This window comes from Desemzia sp. AGC72 (genome assembly GCF_057334175.1).
The window spans coordinates 143,034-163,896 of the sequence record NZ_JBHFIG010000001.1 but is presented as its reverse complement, the minus strand read 5'-3'; the positions used below and the strand labels follow the sequence as shown (position 1 = coordinate 163,896).

At 40.5% G+C, this 20,863-nt stretch carries 19 protein-coding genes; 4 read left to right on the top strand and 15 right to left on the bottom strand.

The features are described 5' to 3' along the window. Positions 1 to 198 precede the first annotated feature (198 nt). The 8 genes from ACE025_RS00750 to metG all read right to left on the bottom strand — a co-directional run bounded on the left by ACE025_RS00750 (position 199) and on the right by metG (position 8,549). Positions 199 to 669, bottom strand: a complete 471-nt coding sequence (locus tag ACE025_RS00750) for a threonine/serine exporter family protein (protein WP_485936455.1) — start codon at positions 667 to 669, stop codon at positions 199 to 201. Further along, the gene (locus tag ACE025_RS00745) at positions 669 to 1,427 is read right to left on the bottom strand and encodes a threonine/serine exporter family protein (protein ID WP_485936453.1); all 759 of its coding nucleotides are present in this window, start codon (positions 1,425 to 1,427) and stop codon (positions 669 to 671) included. The genes ACE025_RS00750 and ACE025_RS00745 overlap by 1 nt, the downstream gene beginning before the upstream one ends. A 96-nt stretch (positions 1,428 to 1,523) precedes the next feature. Then, positions 1,524 to 2,375 (bottom strand): 4-(cytidine 5'-diphospho)-2-C-methyl-D-erythritol kinase, encoded by an 852-nt coding sequence (ispE, locus tag ACE025_RS00740; RefSeq protein ID WP_485936451.1) that lies wholly within the window; start codon positions 2,373 to 2,375, stop codon positions 1,524 to 1,526. A gap of 876 nt (positions 2,376 to 3,251) precedes the next feature. After that, a complete protein-coding gene (locus tag ACE025_RS00735; protein ID WP_483089669.1) occupies positions 3,252 to 3,509 on the bottom strand; it encodes a Veg family protein in 258 nt (85 codons plus the stop codon). 163 nt (positions 3,510 to 3,672) lie between these two features. Beyond that, positions 3,673 to 4,557, bottom strand: a complete 885-nt coding sequence (gene rsmA, locus ACE025_RS00730; RefSeq protein ID WP_485936448.1) for a 16S rRNA (adenine(1518)-N(6)/adenine(1519)-N(6))-dimethyltransferase RsmA — start codon at positions 4,555 to 4,557, stop codon at positions 3,673 to 3,675. Continuing rightward, positions 4,547 to 5,113 (bottom strand): ribonuclease M5, encoded by a 567-nt coding sequence (gene rnmV, locus ACE025_RS00725; protein ID WP_485936446.1) that lies wholly within the window; start codon positions 5,111 to 5,113, stop codon positions 4,547 to 4,549. The genes rsmA and rnmV overlap by 11 nt, the downstream gene beginning before the upstream one ends. Beyond that, complete coding sequence (locus ACE025_RS00720) at positions 5,110 to 5,880, bottom strand: TatD family hydrolase (RefSeq protein ID WP_485936444.1); 771 nt, start codon at positions 5,878 to 5,880, stop codon at positions 5,110 to 5,112. The genes rnmV and ACE025_RS00720 overlap by 4 nt, the downstream gene beginning before the upstream one ends. 650 nt (positions 5,881 to 6,530) lie before the next feature. Further along, positions 6,531 to 8,549: a methionine--tRNA ligase gene (metG, locus tag ACE025_RS00715; RefSeq protein ID WP_485936442.1), complete on the bottom strand. Its 2,019-nt coding sequence runs from the start codon at positions 8,547 to 8,549 to the stop codon at positions 6,531 to 6,533. 325 nt (positions 8,550 to 8,874) lie between these two features. Here metG and ACE025_RS00710 point away from each other — a divergent pair, with 325 nt between their 5' ends. Continuing rightward, the gene (locus ACE025_RS00710) at positions 8,875 to 9,285 is read left to right on the top strand and encodes a hypothetical protein (RefSeq protein ID WP_485936440.1); all 411 of its coding nucleotides are present in this window, start codon (positions 8,875 to 8,877) and stop codon (positions 9,283 to 9,285) included. A 193-nt stretch (positions 9,286 to 9,478) separates the two neighbouring features. Here the strand turns inward: ACE025_RS00710 and pyrG are convergent, their stop codons facing one another. From pyrG to ACE025_RS00680, 6 genes are all read right to left on the bottom strand, one after another. Next, on the bottom strand, positions 9,479 to 11,074 hold the full coding sequence (gene pyrG / locus ACE025_RS00705; RefSeq protein ID WP_350470575.1) for a CTP synthase: 1,596 nt from the start codon (positions 11,072 to 11,074) through the stop codon (positions 9,479 to 9,481). 177 nt (positions 11,075 to 11,251) lie between these two features. Then, complete coding sequence (locus tag ACE025_RS00700; protein ID WP_485936438.1) at positions 11,252 to 12,064, bottom strand: carbohydrate ABC transporter permease; 813 nt, start codon at positions 12,062 to 12,064, stop codon at positions 11,252 to 11,254. Between the two features lie 27 nt (positions 12,065 to 12,091). Continuing rightward, a complete protein-coding gene (locus ACE025_RS00695; RefSeq protein ID WP_485936436.1) occupies positions 12,092 to 12,979 on the bottom strand; it encodes a carbohydrate ABC transporter permease in 888 nt (295 codons plus the stop codon). 111 nt (positions 12,980 to 13,090) lie between these two features. After that, positions 13,091 to 14,407, bottom strand: coding sequence for an ABC transporter substrate-binding protein (locus tag ACE025_RS00690; RefSeq protein ID WP_485936434.1), 1,317 nt, complete (start codon positions 14,405 to 14,407; stop codon positions 13,091 to 13,093). 303 nt (positions 14,408 to 14,710) lie between these two features. Next, a complete protein-coding gene (locus ACE025_RS00685; RefSeq protein WP_485936432.1) occupies positions 14,711 to 15,010 on the bottom strand; it encodes a hypothetical protein in 300 nt (99 codons plus the stop codon). A 28-nt stretch (positions 15,011 to 15,038) separates the two neighbouring features. Further along, positions 15,039 to 15,863, bottom strand: coding sequence for a Cof-type HAD-IIB family hydrolase (locus tag ACE025_RS00680; RefSeq protein ID WP_485936430.1), 825 nt, complete (start codon positions 15,861 to 15,863; stop codon positions 15,039 to 15,041). A gap of 306 nt (positions 15,864 to 16,169) precedes the next feature. Here ACE025_RS00680 and ACE025_RS00675 point away from each other — a divergent pair, with 306 nt between their 5' ends. The 3 genes from ACE025_RS00675 (at position 16,170) to ACE025_RS00665 (ending at position 19,226) form a co-directional block, all read left to right on the top strand. Further along, positions 16,170 to 17,447: an ABC transporter substrate-binding protein gene (locus tag ACE025_RS00675; RefSeq protein ID WP_485936428.1), complete on the top strand. Its 1,278-nt coding sequence runs from the start codon at positions 16,170 to 16,172 to the stop codon at positions 17,445 to 17,447. A 94-nt stretch (positions 17,448 to 17,541) separates the two neighbouring features. Next, on the top strand, positions 17,542 to 18,408 hold the full coding sequence (locus ACE025_RS00670; protein ID WP_485936426.1) for a carbohydrate ABC transporter permease: 867 nt from the start codon (positions 17,542 to 17,544) through the stop codon (positions 18,406 to 18,408). 11 nt (positions 18,409 to 18,419) lie between these two features. Beyond that, positions 18,420 to 19,226, top strand: coding sequence for a carbohydrate ABC transporter permease (locus tag ACE025_RS00665; RefSeq protein ID WP_485936424.1), 807 nt, complete (start codon positions 18,420 to 18,422; stop codon positions 19,224 to 19,226). A gap of 586 nt (positions 19,227 to 19,812) precedes the next feature. Here the strand turns inward: ACE025_RS00665 and ACE025_RS00660 are convergent. Beyond that, complete coding sequence (locus tag ACE025_RS00660; RefSeq protein WP_485936422.1) at positions 19,813 to 20,805, bottom strand: MsnO8 family LLM class oxidoreductase; 993 nt, start codon at positions 20,803 to 20,805, stop codon at positions 19,813 to 19,815. Positions 20,806 to 20,863: the final 58 nt, after the last annotated feature.

Below are 20,863 nucleotides of genomic sequence, written 5' to 3'. Positions count from 1 at the left end.
TTTACGTCAATAAAAAATTATGGAAGATTGATGACTCACTTATTTTCTTATCAAATTAACCTCTGACAGGGTTTTGCATGCCTTTTTTTTCGATGAAATGTTCTAAAAAGGAACACAAATCTATACTCTACTTCAATTTGCGTGCAAAAAAGAGCAGGACCTGTATGCCAAGTTCTGCCCTTTCAACTTCAAACTTTATTAAGCTGTGCGTTTTTTGCGTTTGTTGAAACGCTCGATTCCACGAACGATCCGGTAAATCGCAGCTGCGGCCATGATTCCTGCAGCGATGCTGACAGCTATCTTCACAGTTTCGATACCCATCTCATAAAATAGCGTCATCTCGCCATTTAACGCATAACTCATTGTATAATACAGCCCTCTTCCGGGAACAAACGGAATGATTCCGGGAGATAAAAAAACAACGGCCGGCGTTTTTAATCTGCGCGCCATAAATTCTGAATACCAGGTTACCAAAGCTGCTGCGAAGAAATATTGGACGATTTCATTTGGATAAAAATACCCGATCCCTAAGTAAAGTGCCCATGAGACCATCCCGCCGATTCCGGCCAAGTTGACCGCGTTTCCGCGAATGTTGTACAACAACGCGAAAGATACGGAAGTGAAATAAGCTGCTATAATCTGTATCACGTCTTGCATATCCATCATCATTAGACCAGACCTCCCATCAGCAATGTTGCCAAACTGAACCCGGAGGCAATGGAAACGGCGATCACAAAGGCTTCATTTAAACGCAATAATCCAGAAATCGTATCGCCGCTGATGATGTCTTTGATTGCATTTGTCAAAGCTAATCCAGGGATCAACAGCATGATGTTTCCAATAATGATGTGGTCGACGTTGGTCCCAAACCCCATACTGACAGAGCTGATCGTGACCAACCCTACGATAAAGGAACAAAAAACGTTCGTGATAACTGTGTTCTTGTCAATTTTTCGAATGAAACCCATCATCAGCTTCAACAGCATCCCAATCAAAGCAGACACTACCGCATCACTTAAGTTACCTCCAAAAAAGACGGTAAACGATGAAGCGACTAATGCATAGATTCCATATTGTTGTTTAGGAGAATAAACGCCCACTTCGTTTATGACATCCATTCTTCGTTCGATTTCTTCCAAATCTGGTTTATGATCGCATATATACCGCGATAAATCATTTAATTTATCTAATTTATTCAAGTTCGTCAGATAAGATCTGATGCGTCTCGTTTGAGTGTACATCTCGCCATCGTCCATCTTTACCGTCACTAAAATACTTGATGTGATCGTCAACACATTTACACGCTTCGCTCCGTACGCACTGCACATTCTTGTAATCGAATCTTCTACTCGATTGACTTCCGCTCCACTGATAAGCATTTGTTCACCAATATCTAAAACAAATGTAATCAATTCTTTCGTCCTCATGTTTAAAACTCCAATCTACCCAATCTGGATGATACGATTGTTTATTCAGTTTTATTATATCTTCAATTCAAAAGAATGTAAGCATTACGGGTTATGCTACTTCAATGTGCGGACCAGATAGACCTCGTTGCAAAAACCTTTCAGTCCATTGAATACGCGTTTTGCCCGTGAATATTTTTGACACAATCCATAGATTGTTGGTCCTGTTCCGCTCATCAAAGCAGTGTCTGCTCCAAATTGCAGCATCTTATCTTTGATTTGCTCGATTTTCGGCTGTTTTACGATCGAGACGTTCTCTAATGCATTTCCTAAGCAACTGGTCATTTCTTCGTAATCAACCTGTTCTATGGCTCTTAAAATGTCTTCTGTATTGGGATGAGTCAGTGTCTCGACTTCCAACCCTTCGAATACAGTCCATGAAGAAATTCCTCTACGCGGTTTTACCAATACGACCCAACATTGAGGAATTTCTGTTATCGGTTCAATTTTTTCGCCTCGCCCATAAGCATACGCTGAACCGCCATATACACAAAACGGTACATCTGAACCAATTCTTGCACCCAGTTCAGCCAATTCATCTAAACTCAATCCCAAGTTCCATAAACGATTCAATCCACGCAATGTCGCTGCAGCATCACTGCTTCCGCCTCCAAGACCAGCTGCTATCGGAATGTTTTTTTCAATATATACATGAACACCTTGCTGCACATTAAATTCTTTCTGCAGTAATAATGCAGATTTGTACACAATATTTCGTTCGTCTAAAGGTAAGAATCCATTATTGCTCTCAATCACGATGCGTTTTTCATCAAGCAAGTTCAATGTTAAGCGATCCGCCAAATCAATCGAAGTCATCACCATTTCCATTTCATGGTAGCCGTCATCTCGTTTATGAAGGACATCCAGACTCAAATTGATCTTAGCGGGCGCTTTTTCAATAATTTCCATGATCGTTCCTCCTTTCTCTTTTTTCTTTTACTTCTCTGTAAAATATAGTAGCTGAAAAAAGCCGCTTTGAAAAGGATGAGTTGTCAATCTCATGAAAAGTTCATGAAACTATTAAGATATTGCGTCTTTTAAATAATGCGAATAGGTATTTTGGTTATAGTCTGGCCATGAGCCAACAGAAAAAGAGGCTCATGGCTGTTCTGAGCGGTGGATTTGGCCATGAGAGCTTTACTTCAAGTGCCCATGGCTGTTCTAGCTGCGAGAGTCAGCCATGAACAGAAAGTTTTCTCAGCTCATGGCCTTTTTAATATGAAGTAATCAGATTTTGAGCTGTTTAGTTACAAAACCAAAATCGTTTACTACCCAAGAGCACATTTTAAAGACAACAAAACTGGTTTTTTGATGGTGTACGGCCATGAGCCAACAGAAAAGAGGCTCATGGCTGTTTTGAGCGGTGGATTTGGCCATGAGAGCTTTAGTTCAAGTGCCCATGGCTGTTCTAGCTGCGAGAGTCGGCCATGAACAGAAAGTTTTCTCAGCTCATGGCCTTTTTAATATGAAGTAATCAGGTTTTAAGCTGTTTAGTTACAAAACCAAAATCGTTTATTACCCAAGAGCACATTTTAAAGACAACACAACTGGTTTTTTGGTGTGGTAACGGCCATGAGCAATCAGAAAAAGAGTCTCATGGCTGTTTTGAGCGGTGGATTTGGCCATGAGAGATTTAATTCACGTGCTCATGGCTGTTTTGGCTGTGAGAGTAGGCCATAAGCAGAAAGTTTTCTCAACTCATGGCGTTTTTAATATGAGAATTTTTGAGCACAAAAAAAGCCAAACCTATCCGGTTCAGCCTACTTTGGTTTTACTATTTTTGTTTTAAGCGTATTGCATAACTTCTTCGTCTAAAAATTCGACTTCAACAGCGTGAGTCAATACGTCCGTGTAACTATAAGAAACACGTTCAAAAGCATTTTCTTCTTGGTCTAATTCTATAACAAATACGGAATGATAAGTATCTCTTAAGATACCTTTTCTTTCTGTCTTTCTCTTACGACCAGTTTGCGCGGTCACCATAATCTTCTTACCTAATCGACAATCTAAGCTTTCTTTAATGCTTCCCAATGTTATTGGCATTCAGATTCACCTCACCTAATATGTTCTATTATAACACGTTTAGGTAAAGATTTAAAGTGTATCATAAGAAATAATTTTGCACAAATAATATTTCTCTAATAATAAAGCGCTACTAAAACCTATAAATAAAGGTTTTAGCTTTTTTGCTCGCTTAATTTTAATCTTATTTTAATAATTCAATTCGCAAGCTGTCTGCTAATTTGCCGAACTCAGCAATGCTCAATGATTCCCCGCGGCGCTTAGGATCAATGCCCGCTTTTTCTAATCCGGCAGTCAATTCAGCTTTTATCTCGTCAGTTTTTCCATAACGAATCAGCAAGTTGTTCCAAATCGTTTTGCGGCGCTGTACAAATGAAGCTCGAATCAGTTCAAAGAAGAACTTTTCATCTTTGACTTCCACAACTGGTTTGTCTCTGCGAGTCAATTTAAGGATCGCTGAGTCAACGTTCGGTTGCGGCACAAAAACGGTTTTCGGCACAATAAATGCTACTTCTGCTTCCATATAATATTGGATCGCAATCGACAAGGAACCGTACGCTTTGCTGCCAGGAGCTGCTGTGATGCGGTCAGCGACTTCTTTCTGCATCATGATGACCAATCCGTCGATTCTTAATTCAGACTCTAAGAAGTGCATAATAATCGGCGTAGTGATGTAGTAAGGCAAGTTGGCAACGACCATCAAACGTTCATCTAAGTTAATCGTTTCTGCTAATACTTCTTTCAAATGAGCTTTCAACACATCTTGATGCACGATGCGAATGTTGTCGTAAGGACTCAATGTGTCTTCCAGTACTGGAATCAATCGGTCATCGATCTCAAATGCCACCACTTGTTTACTGCTGCGCGCTACATATTCTGTTAATGCACCAATTCCTGGTCCAACTTCGATGACGTTTGTATTCTCGTCTAGTCCAGCAGCTTTTACGATGTTGGCTAAAATGTTGGGTTCGACAATAAAGTTTTGCCCTAAACTTTTCTTCAGGGAAAAACCGTGTTTCTGTAAAATTTCTTTTGTTCTGCTCGGAGTTGCGATATCTTTAAGATTCATTTTGTTGTGCCTCCATTATTTGTTCCATTGTCTGAATCAGGGTTTCGGGTTTGATTTGAAACATTTGCAATCGTTTTTGAAGTTGTTTGCCGTTAGTATAGCCGATTTTAAGAATGTCACCAAGTTGTTTCCGGTATTGACTGGCGTTCGGTCCGCTGGTCAATCCTAAATGGATCAGCAACTCCCTGGGAATCAATTCCTCTTGGTCGATCGTTTGGGTATAAGCTTTTGCCAGTGCATCTTGGATACTTTGAGGTGTTGCGTGTTCAATACCTAAGCTGCCTTTATGTTTAGGGCGAGCTTCATCAATCGTCAAGAACGCATGCTTCACACCGGGAATAGCTTGAGAAATCGTTTTGCGTATCTTCTCTCCTGGATAATCAGGATCTGTAAACACAATTACGCCTCGATCGTGCTGCGCCTTTTCAATCAACGACAATGTTTGTTCGTTGATAGCTGATCCGTTTGTTTCGATTGTATCCGCAATAACGGATTCTTTGATGCGACGGGTATCATCTCGGCCTTCGACTACAATGATCTCTTTTATTTTCTTCATGCGTCTAACCCAAACAATCGGTTGGCATTGATCATCGTTTGGTGCCCAACTTCTTCATACGAAATACTGCGTTGTTTCGCGACTTCTTCCGCTACATATTTAACATAAGCGGGTTCGTTGCGTTTGCCTCGGAAAGGGACTGGAGCCAAGTAAGGCGCATCCGTTTCGATCAATAACTTATCAAATGGAACGGCTTTAGCTACTTCGCGTACTTCAGGAGCGTTCTTAAAAGTGACCACTCCGCTCAATGAAATGTGCATGCCTAAATCCAAAAAACGCTCCATCCAGTCCGTATTTTCACCAAAACTGTGCATGATTCCGCCGATATCTTCAATGTGTTCTTCTTTGAGGATCTTGTAAACATCTTCTGTCGCTTCACGGTTGTGGATCGACACTGGAAGTTTCAGTTCTTTAGCAATTCTGATTTGGCGGCGGAAAGCTTCAAATTGTTCTTCTTTCGTCGAATCCGGCCAGTGATAATCTAAGCCCATTTCGCCCATAGCAACGATCTTCGGCAATTGCAATTGGTGGTACAGCTTTTCTTCGACAGCATCTGTATAGGAATGGCTTTCCGTTGGGTGCCAGCCTACAATGCTGTAAATGTGGTCGTATTGTTGACTCAAGGCAAGTGATTTGTCGATCGTTTCTGTATCAAATCCAACAACCGCCATTCTTGTTACATCATGTTCGGAAGCTTTTTGAATGGTCTCAGGAACATCTTCATCAAATTGCACAGCATTCAAATGTGTGTGTGTATCAAATAACATAACTACATTATCCTTTCTCTCAAACTTTAAACCAAAAGAAGGGCTGGGACAATTGATCCCATCCCTTGCATTTGGAGTTTCTTGTTGGTTGATTTTTATAATTTCTTCCGTTGCGTGCCATTATGAGCCTGATTCGGTGAAAAACGTAACGCAAAGTATTTTTGCGTCACCATTTTCCTGAATAACTATAAAAAACGGTACGGAAATCAATTTTGCGTTCCCTTTTTTACTGGAATTCTTCAAAAAAGGCACGCAAAACCATAAGTGGTCGGTTTTAAAACGCGTTCCACAAGGCAGCCCTTCTATGATTTCGTTTTGACCTGTTATTGGTAAAAACCACCAATTACAGGTCAAAAGCGAACTATACGAAGGCCTTAACGCCTTGTTGCACTCTCTACTCCTAAACGCGTTGCGAAAAGCAGCCTATGCGCCCATAAGCCAATTCCAACTGCCAGGTGAAAAGAACCTGTCTGTTGGAATTTTCTTATTGTCGATAGGCTGAGCGCTTTTCTCCACGCTCTCACCTTAAACGCGTTGCGTTCGGCAGCTCACACTACCATTTCACATCAGCGACTGTTTGGAAAGAACCCAAAATGTCGCTGATGTGAGATGTACGGTGAGCTAAACGCCTCACTCCACGCTCTGAATCTCTACGCTACTTCTGATCCATTCGGTGCGTCTGTTGGTGCTTCGATGATTTTTAGTTCGCCGTCTTTTTCAGCGGATAGAATCATGCCTTGGCTGATTTCGCCGCGCATTTTGCGTGGTTTCAAGTTGGCTACGATAATGACTTTTTTACCGATCAATGCTTCTGGATCTGGGTACCACTGTGCAATTCCGGATAGGATTTGACGGTGTCCTTTGTCTCCAGCGTCTAAGCGGAATTTCAAGAGCTTGTCGGCTCCTTCAACTTTTGAACACTCAATAACTTCTGCTACTTTCAATTCTACTTTTTCAAAAGCATCAAATTTGATCTCTTTGTCTTTGATAGAAACCAACTCTGTTTCTTCTGGGTTCCATTCTGCTGCAACTTCTTCCTCTTCAACAGAAGGAGTTCCGCCAGCCATTTGCTCTTGGATGTAGTTGACTTCTTCTTCTGTTTCTAAACGTGGGAAGATAGGTGTTCCTTTAGCCACTACTTGAGTTTCGATATTTAATGAACCAAATTCAACTGTCTCCCATGAACCGGCTGTATCTTCCATGCCTAGTTGAGTGAAGATTTCTTTTGGAGAATGAGTCATGAATGGTTGTAACAACGTTGCTGTTACGCGCAAGCTTTCTGCCAAATGAACCATGATATTAGACAACTCTTCCACTTTGCTTTCGTCTTTAGCCAGTTTCCAAGGTTCTGTTTCATCAATGTATTTATTGGCACGGGAAACCAGTGTCCATACGTGGCTCAATGCACTGCTGAATTGCATATTGTCCATTTCTGTTTGGTATTCTTCAACGACTTTGTCTGCTAGAGCTTTTAAGTCCGCATCAAATTCTGTTTGAACACCTTCATAAGCCGGCAATTTACCGCCGATGTATTTGTTGATCATCGCTACAGTACGGTTCAGCAAGTTTCCTAAGTCATTTGCCAAATCATAGTTGATTCGTGAAATGTAGTCTTCTGGAGTAAACACTCCGTCACTTCCAAATGGTACTTCACGCATCAAGTAGTAACGCAATGAATCCAACCCGTAACGTTCCACCAACATCTCAGGATATACAACGTTTCCTTTAGATTTAGACATTTTACCGTCTTTCATCAATAACCATCCGTGTCCAAAAACTTTTTTCGGCAATGGCAAATCTAATGCCATCAACATGATTGGCCAGTAGATCGTATGGAAACGAACGATTTCTTTTCCAACCATGTGTACATCTGCAGGCCAGAACTTGTTGAATAATTCGTCGTCTTCCGTACCGTATCCCATTGCAGTGATGTAGTTTGCCAACGCATCGATCCACACGTATACAACGTGTTTAGGATTGCTTGGAACTTTTACTCCCCAGCTGAAAGTCGTACGAGAAACCGCTAAGTCTTCCAAGCCTGGCTTGATAAAGTTGTTGATCATTTCGTTTTTACGCGATTCTGGTTGGATGAAATCTGGATGCTCTTCATAGTATTTCAACAAACGGTCGGCGTATTTGCTCATTTTGAAGAAGTAAGATTCTTCTTTAACCAATTCTACAGGGTGTCCGCTGTCAGGAGATTTCCCGCCAATAACATTGCCTTCTGCATCGCGTTCGACATCTTCTAATTGAGTTTCAGTATAGAATGTTTCGTCTGGAACAGAGTACCAGCCTTCGTATTCGTCCAAATAAATATCGCCTTGCTCCAAGAAACGCTCAAAAATAGCTGCGACGACTTTTTCATGAGTCGGATCTGTTGTGCGGATGAATTTATCATTGCTGATATCCAAAATTTTCCATAATTTTTGCATTCCTTCAGCCATGCCGTCTACATATTCTTGAGGAGAAACACCTAATTCTTCAGCTTTTTGCTCAATTTTTTGACCATGCTCGTCGCTTCCTGTCAAATAAAATACGTCATACCCTTTCATGCGTTTGTAACGTGCCATAACGTCACATGCAATCGTTGAGTACGCATTTCCAATATGCAATTTTCCACTTGGGTAATAAATCGGGGTCGTAATATAAAATGTTTCTTTATCTGCCACGGGAAATCCTCCTTATAAGTATTCAGATCAATCATTCGTATTCATTTGTACATTCATTACTATTATTTATATTATATCAATAGTTACTTTCTTATAGCTTCGCTTTTATGATTTTCAGAAAAATCATTCCTGAATAGTATACCACAGAACAGTAGTGTTATGCGACTTGTTCTTTGATAAAGGCTGTCAAACCAGACTGCTGATAAAGGAATTAAAGAGGGGGATTTTCTGCTTTATTTAATTATCTGCCACTCATTGTCATATATGACTTATTACAAAACAAGTGTGCTTTTAAGTGTTATAGTTATCATAAGGGGGAATACAAATGAAAAGGAACAATTTATGGGCTTTACTTAGTGTATTGATGATAGGACTATTTTTATCCGCTTGTTCAAACGAAAGAGCTTTCAACGACGAATGGCACAGTACCGCTGAAGTGAAAGGTATTTTACTTCAGGCTACTGAACCAGTCACCTTGATGTTTTCTGAACAGGGAATTGAAACAGACTACAGTTATTGGGATACGGCTAATATCATTGATTTTCCATTTGAAAACGGGAAAGTTTATGAAAATTACGAAGTGAGCCGAAAAGATGATACCATCACGATTGAAGTAGATGAAAAGATCCATTACGAATTGACTGTTTTAGGAAATCGATTATTTAGGGATGAAGTGAATGCTCTTTTGTTTAAAACAGATGATGCTTTCTTGGATTTAGAATCTATCGAAGAGTAATCAAAAAAATCGACTAGTAAATAATTTCCAACTTTTTCATATTTATGAATAGTAAATTCGTAATCGTGCTCAAAAAGGCAGTCCCGAAATCCATTTCACAAATAAGGCTCGGGTGGTCATTGCCCACTCGAGCCTTGTTCGGGAATGGACATGGGGCTAAGCGCCTTTTTTTACACTCTCGCTTTTTTAACTGTTATTTCTTCATCGATGCTTCAATCAACCCTAAGAACAACGGATGCGGTGCATTTGGTCTAGAGAGGAATTCTGGATGATATTGACTGGCAATAAAGTAAGGATGATCAGCCAACTCGATCACTTCCACTAAGCGACCGTCAGGAGACAATCCGGAAAAGACCATCCCTTTATCTTCAAGCACTTGGCGGTAATCGTTTTTGAATTCATAACGATGGCGATGACGTTCTTCAACCGATTCTTTCTGGTACAACGAACGCGCCAAGGAGCCTTCTTTCAACTCACATGGGTACAACCCTAGACGTTGTGTTCCGCCTAAGTCGCCTTGCTCGTCTTGATCCGCCATCAAGCTGATGATCGGATGTTCAGCGTCTGGATGAGTTTCTGTAGAATGAGCACCTTTCAATCCAGCCACATTGCGGGCAAATTCAATACTTGCCAACTGCATTCCTAGACAGATTCCTAAGAATGGGACCTTGTTTTCACGGGCAAATTGGATCGCTGCGATTTTTCCTTCCAATCCTCTATGGCCAAATCCGCCGGGAACTAAAATGCCGTCTGCATCTTTCAAGCGTGATGCCACATTTTCTGGCGTCACTTCTTCAGAGTTCACCCAATCGATATCGATTTTGTGTTTGGTTTGGTAGCCTGCGTGTTTCAACGATTCCACTACGGATAAATAAGCATCCGGCAACTCTACATATTTTCCAACGACTGCGATGCGTACCGTGTCTTCCAAATGAGTAATGTTGTCCACCAAATGTTCCCAGTGAGCCATATCAGCTTCTGGAGCTTCGATATTTAATTTGCGCAAGATGTTGTCGTCCATTTTTTGTTCTTTCAACAATAACGGAATCTCGTAAATAGAATTCACATCTTGGTTTTCAATAATGTCTTCTTCTTCGACATCACAGAAACTAGCTAATTTGCTTTTAACAGATTGAGGCAGGTCTTCTTCTGTACGTACGACTAATAAGTTCGGTTGAATCCCTAAACTGCGCAATTCTTTTACACTATGTTGTGTCGGTTTTGTTTTCAACTCTCCTGAAGCTTTCAAATAAGGAACCAATGTCACGTGGATATACAGCACATTGTCACTTCCAGCGTCTTTCCGCATTTGACGTAAAGCTTCTAAGAAGGGCAGCGATTCAATATCTCCAACAGTTCCGCCGACTTCCGTGATGACGATATCAGAACCTGTCGACTCTCCGGCACGAACGATCTTGTCTTTGATCTCATCAGTGATGTGGGGAATGACTTGGACTGTCCCACCTAAATATTCGCCTTTACGCTCTTTTTGGATAACAGATGAATAGATTTTACCTGTCGTTAAATTTGAATACTGATTCAAACGAATGTCGATAAAACGCTCATAGTGACCTAAGTCTAAATCCGTTTCTGTACCGTCATCGGTCACGAATACTTCTCCATGTTGATAAGGGCTCATCGTTCCCGGATCCACATTGATGTATGGATCGAATTTTTGGATCGTAACGTTTAATCCGCGCTCTTTCAATAGTTTCCCTAAAGAAGCTGCTACGATGCCTTTTCCAATAGAAGAAACGACTCCTCCAGTTACGAATATATATTTTGTCATGATAAATCCCCCTAGTTTGAATATAGAGGAGAAATAAAACAAAAAAATCCCCATTCCACACAATCGGAACAGGGAGTCAAGTTCATTTTATTTTGCTCTCACCAAATCGCGCGAGCCCATTTAAAATCATACTTATTTCCATGCTAAACGTCAAGAATTTTTTTCAAAAAAGTCTAGTTACATTTTCAACGAACCTGTCATTCCTTTTACGAAGCCTTTTTGCATAAATAAGAATAAAATCAAGGTTGGAATGGTCGCAATGATGATGGCGACCATTTGTGTACCGTAATTGGCAACGTATGAAGCAGAAGAAAGACTTGAAATCAACAATGTCATGGTATATTTGTTCTCCGTTTGCAAGAAAATCAACGGTAATAAGTAACTGTTCCATGAATTCATAAACGCATAGATCGCTGCAGCCGCGTAGGTCGATTTCATCATCGGAAAAACAACTCTGAAAAAGATTTCGTAGTTGCTGGCTCCCTCTATTTTACTGGCGTCAATGATCTCATTTGGAAAAGACTTGAAGTTCTGTCTGAAAAAGAAAATCAAAAACAAGTTATTAATAGCAGGTAAAATGATTGCTAAATGCTGATTGACCAATTGCAGTCCAGCCATCATTTTGAACAGCGGGATCACTAATGACGCTAACGGAATCATCATGAATAAAAGGATGAGGCCATAAATCAGTTCGCTGGTCTTGGTTGTGAATTTTTCAAATCCAAATGCAGCTAATGAAGTCACAATCAGACTAAAAATGACCGTAACGCCCGAGATTTTCAGCGAATTCCACATGATCAGCGGAATATCATAAGCTCCAAACAAATCCTGCAAGTTAACGAATAACTGATCTCCAAAAGTTAATTTCCCTTCTGCTATTTGGTTGGCTGTATTTGTCGCTCCTGCGATCATCCAGTAAAAAGGGAAAATGGAAATAAAGGAACTGATGATCAAAAACGTATATTTTAATAGACTGGTGAACTTTTTCATGTTTCCTCCTCCCTTCGCCGTTATGGGTTATTCTCTATTGGATATTTTCAGTTGAATAATCGATAAAATAGCGATAATGATGACTAATGCCCAAGATAAAGTAGCCGAGTATCCAAAATTAGACGTGTAAATAAACGAATGATTGTAAATCAATTGGGCTGCCGTCAAGGTTTCATTTGAAGGCCCGCCACCCGTTAAGTTGACGACTTCATCAAACAATTGAATCGTTCCAATAGTTGAAGTGATCGTTGTGAAGACGATGACCGGTTTCAGTTGCGGAATCACGACTTTAAAAAACTTTTGGAATCCGTTAGCTCCGTCGATCTCAGCAGCTTCTAAAGTATCATCAGAGATATTTTGCAGACCCGCCAAATAGAAAATCATATTGTATCCTGTCCAACGCCAGCACAACGCTATGATGACGGTCACTTTTGCCCAGAAAGGACTGTTCAGCCAATCGATCGGGTTTTGAACAATTCCGATAGACATCAAGGTGTCGTTGACGATTCCACCCATTTGAAACATCATTTTGAATAACACAGCGTAAGATACTAATGATGTCACACAGGGTAGGAACAGCGCGAGTTTAAAGAACGTCCGCCCTTTCAAATTCGGCGTGTTCAACAAGAACGCCATCAGCAATCCTAAAACTACCATGATCGGTACTTGAAAAATCAAAAATGTAAAGTTGTTCATCAACGCTTTCCAGAAAATATCGTCTTGGAACATGCGCAGGTAATTCCCGAATCCGACAAATACTGATTGTAATCCTTGCATATTATGTAAGGACAGATAAATAGAATACAAAATCGGGTAAAGCAGGAATACGCTGCTTAACATGACGGAAAAAATAATGAATTTCCAGACATCCTGATTTTGCCGGCGTCCACGTTTGTCTTTTGACCGGATTTGCATATCCATCCTCCTTTTTGCTGTTTGAAATTAGTCTTAATGACACAACAATCAGTGAGGTAAAGGCCCCACTGATTGGTTGTCGACCTATAGGTTGATTTTGATGCGTTCTAGCTATTGTCCTACTTGCATCTTGTAGGTTTCTTCAGCTTTTTCCAACATTTCGTCTAACGTCATGGAACCATCAAAGTAGCCTTGTAAAACAGACCGCAATGCATCCACAGCAGCTTGAGTGTTGTTTCCGTAATCTACACCTGGAATTTCTGCCATCCATTCAGAAAAGTCTTTGTAGACCGGCGCATCATTGAAGAACGGATCTTCAAATTGATAAGCTTCCCCCGTTTGTGAAGGCAAGTATGTTCCTACTGCACCATTTTCCACTAAGATGTCTTGATAAAATTCATCGTTTCCAGCAAATTCAGTTTTCATGAAGTCGATTGCCAACTCTTTATTTGGCGACTCTTCTAGGATAACCCAGCTCGCACCACCCAAGTTAGTGTACGGAGTAGCTGTCTCCACGGTTTCCAATTGAGGAACATTGGTGTAAGCCCATTTGCCCGCTTGATCTTCTGCCGAGCGGATCGTTGCTGAGAACCAGATCGCTGAATTGACTGCTGCAACTTCTCCGCTGGTCACTGCTCCAATTCCTTCTGGAGCAAAGTAGTCCACTGGTTTCGCTAATTCATTTTCTTCAATTTCTTTTAGGATCTCTGCCATTTCACGAACAGCTGGATTGTCTTTCAAATAAATGTCTCCATTTTCATCAAAATACCACAGTCCTGCTGATTGCATCGCCATTTGAATGTAGTGGGTCCCTCGATTTGGAATGAACGCTACGAACCATTTACCCGTTTTCTCTTTCACGTCTTTTCCGATCTGCACGAATTCAGACCACGTTAGATTCTGCATATCTTCTTGAGAGTAGCCCGCTTCTTCTAGGTAATCGGTACGGTAATATAAACCAGCCGAACCCGAATCAAAGGGAAGAGCATATACCCCATCGTCTTTTGCAGCATTATCAACTTTATAGTCAGCGAACTGACTGAAGTCAATCTTTTCTGACAATTCAGCAAATTTGCCTTCGTAATTCGTAATGTAATTTTGTACATCATAGTCGTCCATCAAAACGATATCCGGCAGCCCTTCTGAAACGCCAGATGTAAAGCCTGAAACCAATTTTTGCTTAGTGTCTTCATTAGACATCTCAACAACGTTTATTTTAAATTCTTCGTTCCCATCTTGAACGTAATATTCACCAGCCTTCTCCATGATTGGAATATTAAAGTTAGTATCCCATGCCCAGACAGTCAATGTGTTGTCATCTGCGCTGGCAAAATCTTCTGAACTAGCTTCTTCTCCTCCTCCTGAACAAGCTGCTAGTAAAATTAAACTCAATGTACCTGAAAATAATAGCCCTAATTTCTTTTTCATTTTTTTACCCCCTATGAAAGATTTTATTGGTGAATGTATGTAGCTGAGCACACGGAAAAATCGTGTTAGTGATGATATAAAACGCGGGGTTCCTTTTTGCAGTTTTTTCCTTAAAAAGCAGCTGGACTGCAGGCGGTTTCAGTACCTAATTTTATTATAAATTTCTTCTGAGAAAAATCCAAATGATTCGCCTCTCATTTCCTCTTCATCATTTAAAAAGAAAAAAATAAGACCTCAGAACAAAAGGTCTTATTTTAATAGTTTTATTTTAAAATCGAGGAAATTTATTTTATAATTGATCAATTAGTTATAAAACAATGGAATCGCTGGTGGGATACCAGCCTCTGGAAGCAAATACATAAACACAGTAAACAATATATGAAAGATTGCAAAAAGGGCAGTTAAGAAAGATAATCCTCGTCTTGTTTCTTTGATAATAGAAATGATAGAAAGGATAAAGCTGCCGATAGATAGTACAACACAAACGAGAAACCCAGGCCATGGGCTCATTACACTCAATCCACTACTCCAAAACAAAACCACATAAATGAGTATACAAATCCAAGCTGATTTGAAAAATACATTTTTTTCCGTTTTTAACAACAGCTTTCCTCCTAAACTATCCTGTTTTTTAAAGCAACCCTAATTTGTCCAACCCTTTATAAATGCCGTCATTCCAAACCGTATCTGTGATCATGTCTGCTTTATTTTTCAACTCATCTCTTCCGTTCCCCATAGCTACACCGATACCTGCTGCCTCGATCATTTCTAGATCGTTCAAGCCATCTCCAAAAGCTACCGTTTCTTCAATACCGATATTTAAGTGTTCAATGATTTTTTGGATCCCAACAGCTTTCGAGCCTCCTCTGCTGATGACATCCATAGAGTAAGGATTGGAACGTGTAAAAGTATATTCTGGGAATTTCTCCTCATAAAAAGCATCAAAAGATTCGTCTGCATTCAAAATACATTGATACACTTGGTGACTTTCGTATTCGCTAGGATCCACCGGTTTAGTAGATAAACGGTGGTTCACAAATTTCATGGCTTTTTTAGGAGCTAATTTTGACAAAAAAGGACGCAAGCGCTTTATCAGACCGTTATTTGCCAGCTTGATCGCTGAGTTGCCAGTAATTTTATCACTGCCGCAAAATGCAATCCCTTGTTTGTTTTTGTGAGCTTCTTTGGCCAAACGGCTCATCGATTCATTGGATAAAGGTCGCTTATAAATAACCTCCCCTTCGTATACCACGTGTTGTCCATTAAGGGTGATTATAGTATCAATAGCGAGTTCGTCTGCAATTTCTCGCATTAAAATAGGTGCTCTGCCTGTTGAAATAGCAGGAACAATCCCGTTTTGTTTCAATTTTTTTATCGCTTGTTTGGTGGAATCTGGAATCGAATTATTATGTGTAACCAATGTACCATCAATATCAAAGAAAACTATTTTTGCCATGTTATTCTCCTATATAAAAAAATTCTTTGTTGTTTATAGCTGCAATCATTGTAGCGTTACCACCTTTGCAAATCAATACATTATTTCTGCAAATCATATTGTTATGAATACGCCACCAACTTTGCTAAAATTTAGGTGTTCATAATGCAACAAAACATCAACTTCTCTTTCCCCTTCAGTGGTTTAGTTCCATCATTCATTCTACATTTCAAACGGAAGTTGAAGTCTGTTCCATTTCTTAATGGTTCTTTTGCTGTGTCTATGAATAATAGCTTGATTTTACTTATTACGAGGAGGTTAAATATAATGAGAAAGTTAAAAAAACTGGGGATGACTCTTTTATTCACCACAACGCTTCTTGCTGCGTGCGGCGGAGGTTCAAATGAATCTGGAGGCGACAGCGAACAAGTAGTGGTAGAATTTTTCAGTCAAAAGCCTGAGATCACTACTCAGCTGCAAGATTTAGTCGATACTTATACAGAACAAAACCCAAATGTTCGCGTGAACATCACTACGGTAGGGAGCGGGGAAGGTTCAGCGGCTCTTCAAGCTAAATTCTCCTCGGGGGATGAACCGGCTTTGATGATGCTTGGGGGATTACCTGAAGTTGAGCGTTACAGCGATTCCTTATTGGATGTCACTGAACTGGAAATGACGGATTCCGTTATTGACGGCATGTTAGAAGGCGGAACAATTGACGGCGTTCCTTTAGGCGTTCCAATGAACATCGAAGGTTTCGGCTGGATGTACAATAAAGAAATTTTTGAGAAAGCCGGTGTAAATCCAGATGACATCCAAAGTTACGATGATTTCGTAGAAGCAGTAGAAACACTGGATAGTCAAAAAGAAGAACTGGGTATTGATGCTGTCTTTGCTTTTAGCGGGGCAGAGAATTATATTGCCAACCAATTTTCAGCCAACTTTACTTCTCCTGAATACGACAACAGTATTTTGGAAAGTTACAGTGCGACTGAATTGAATTGGGAGTACGGCGACCAAATGAAGAAATACACGGATTTATTCAATCAATACAACGTTCAACCTATTTTGACGATCGATTACAGTCGTTCCGTTGAAGAACTCTTCATAAATGACGCTGTAGCGATGGTTCACCAAGGTAACTGGATCGTCCCTACTTTAAATGGTATTGATCCTGGATTTGCCGCTAATAAAATGGGAATCTTGCCTGTATTCGGCGAAAAGGATACGACAGGTAAAATCATTGCCGGTGCTCCTTGGTACATCGGAATCAATAAAAACCTAGACGAAGCAGTTGTGGAAGAAGCAAAATCTTTTATAGACTGGATGTACACTTCTGAAGAAGGAAAAACAGCTATAGTTGAAGAGTTCAACTTCGTTCCAGCTCAAGAAGGATACGAAGTTGACAGCATCAGCGACCCTGTCTCTCAACAAATCTACCAAGCTTTATTAGACGGAGAAACTGGCGCTATGACGCACAAACAATATCCTGACGGCTGGTTCCAACAAGTTCTTTTCCCTGAATACCAAAAATACTTGAACGGCGACATCAGCTGGGAAGATTTTGAAGCCAACACTTCTAAAGGCTTCGCAGATATGCGTTAACTTTCTTCTAACAGATAACGGGAAATAGATCAGCTTTACCGTCTATTTCCTGTTTGTCTGTTTTTTTATCCTAAAGCAAAGGAGCAACATCCATATGAAACGAAAAAACGAAAAGTATTTTTACTGGGCATTTTTATTCCCCAGCATATTAGCTGTATCATTAGTTATCTTCATTCCTTTACTTTATGGGATCTATACTTCTTTTACAGATTCTGACGGCTACAACATGGCCTTTACCGGTCTGGAAAATTATCGACGTTTACTTAGTGATGATCAGTTTTTGCATAGCTTATGGTTCACGATTCGATTTGCAGTCGTTTCCGTTATTGGGGTCAACGTGATCGGTTTAGCCATGGCGCTTTTAGTCACACAAAAGACTGGTCGTTTAAGCAATCTTTTCCGTACGATCTTTTTCATGCCTAACTTAGTGGGCGGAATCATTCTAGGATTTATCTGGCAATTCATCTTTGTCAAAGCTTTTGAAGGGATTGCACAATTGACAGGACTGAGTGCTTTCAGCGGTTGGCTGGCAGATACCAATACCGGTTTCTGGGGTCTGGTCATTGTCTTTTTATGGCAAATGAGCGGGTATATCATGATCATTTATATTTCATTCTTGAATGGTATCCCGGCAGATATCAATGAAGCCGCTGCTATTGACGGAGCAAACACTTGGCAGACTTTTTGGAGAGTCAAGCTGCCGATGTTGGCACCTGCCTTTACCATCAGCCTCTTCTTGACGTTGGCTAATGCTTTTAAAGTTTATGACCAAAACTTGGCGTTAACAAATGGAGCTCCTTTTGGTTCTACCGAAATGGTGGCTATGAACATTTACAACACGGCCTTTTTCCAATACCAGCAAGGATACGCTCAAGCTAAAGGGATTCTTTATCTCTTACTAGTGGCAGCTATTTCATTGACGCAAGTTTACTACACACGAAAGAGAGAAGTTGACCTATGAAATCTGAAAAAATGCATAACTGGTTAATCATCATCCTAGGCGTAGTGGCTTCTCTGACTTGGATCTATCCATTTGTACTGATTTTTATCAACTCATTCAAAACGAGACGAGAAATCTTTACCAACACTCTTTTCTGGCCAAATGAAACCACTACGGAAAATTACCCAAGAGCCTATGAAGATTTGAATTATACTGAAAGTTTCATGAACTCATTAATGATCACAGTAGCCAGTATCATCGTGATCGTACTGTTCTCATCCATGTCGGCCTATGCGTTGTCTCGCTATCCCGGCAAAATGAGTTCAGTCATTTATTTTATTTGTGCCATCACAATGCTTATCCCTTTTCAATCCTTGATGATTCCTTTAGTCAGCTTATTCGGTCGATTTGATATGCTGAACCGAGTGGGACTGACTTTCATGAACTTAGGATTCGGGTCCAGTATGTCGATTTTTCTGTACTTCGGTGCATTAAGATCGGTTCCGAAGTCACTAGACGAAGCAGCTATTTTAGATGGTGCCAATCCATTTCAAATTTTTTGGCGCGTCGTCTTCCCATTATTGAAGCCGACAACCGTTACCGTCATTATTTTGAACTCTATTCGAATTTGGAATGACTACTTGCTTCCTTCATTGGTGATCAATAAAGATGGCATGTACACTATTCCTCTGCAAATGTACTATTTCTTCGGACAATACACGATCCAATGGGAATTAGCACTGGCAGGGTTGGTTCTTGCAATCATCCCGATCATCCTGCTTTACATGTTCTTGCAAAAACACATCATTCAAGGAATTACAGAAGGAGCTACTAAATAATCGGTTTTTAAAAGCCTGCCAAATGAGTCATACTCATTTGGCAGGCTTTTTTCGTTGCTGGGTGTTATTTCTTCCGTGATGAAAGATTCTTGTGTTGTTTTTCGGCCATGAGCGAGGAATTTTGCAGGCTCATGGCCGAGGAGACAATGGAAAACAGCCATGAGCTACAGAATTCAGTTCACCATGGCCAACATCTCGGCCATTTCCGGCCATGAAGCGAAAGAAAATCAGCCTGATGGCCGAAAAGGTATTCAGCTTTACCTCTCTTGTAGCAGAAAAAGATGATTACCTAAAAGCGCATCTTAATTAAAGACTTTCACCCAGTGTTTTTCCTTGTTTAGGTTGTGTTTCGGCCATGAGCGATAAAATGTGAAGGCTCATGGCCGAGGAGACAACTGAAAATAGCCATGAGCTACAGAATTCAGTTCATCATGGCCAGCATCTTGGCCATTTCCAGCCATGAAGTGAAAGAAAGTCCTCCTGATGGCCGAAAAGGTAATCAGCTTTGAATCAAAATACCACCTCATACTCAAAAATAAGCGAAAAACACGCGGCTCTTCGCTTATTCTTCAGTATTCATTTGCTCTTATAGCAATTCTTTCGCTAATAGGCGGTAAGTGTCTAGTCGTTTTTCTTGTGAATGCGGGATGCTGCAGATCATAGCTTCATCAAAGCCGTAATGTTCTTGTTGGCGTGTCAATTCCGCTGCGACTTCTTTAGCAGATCCTACAATATGTTGGGAACGGCTTTCTAGGATATTCATTCGGTCTACTTCTGTCAGCGGGAAATTTTGAGCTTCTTCAGGAGTCAATATCGGCCCCATTTTCCCTTGAGACATCCATAAACGAACAATATCTTGCGGTAAGGCTTCATACTCAGCTTCTTCCGTAGTTTCCGCAGCTGTCACCATGTAAGCCACATTGATTTCAGGTTTCTCCATAAAGGTACTGGGTTCAAATGAATTCCGATATTGGTCTAGAACTCCTTTGTCCATGTAGCCAGTAAAGAATTGCGCATATGAATAACCGATTCCTCTGCGACCTGCTTGAACAGCACTGCTTCCGCTAGAGCCTAAAAGCCATGCCTCTGGTAAAACGATTTGGCTTGGAGTGGCAATAGTTTTGTTGTATAGCTCATCGTGCGGAACTTCATCATTCAATAACTGCAGAGAAACATCTAACTTTTCATACATATTGTCCAGCTGCGGACGATTCCCTTGAGCCAAGGCAAACATAGACGCGTGGTCTCCACCCGGAGCTCTTCCTACTCCGAAATCAATTCTTCCTGGAGCAAAAGCACTCAATGTTTTGAATACTTCAGCCATTTTCAAAGGAGAATAGTGCATCATCATCGTTCCGCCTGTACCCAAACGGATGTTTTTCGTTTTAGCCGCCAAATGAGCGATCGTGATTTCAGGAGCAGAACTAGCATAGTTTTCGGTGCCATGATGCTCTGCCATCCACATCCGTACATAACCTAACTCGTCAGCTAATATCGCCAGCTCTTCTGCTTTCAATAATGCATCAGAAGCGGTATTTCCGTGAGTTACTGGAGCTTGATCTAAAACACTTAATTTCATTAATATTCCCCTCTCTATCCTCAACAAAGCTTACTTTTACAAGATAATTACTTTTTTA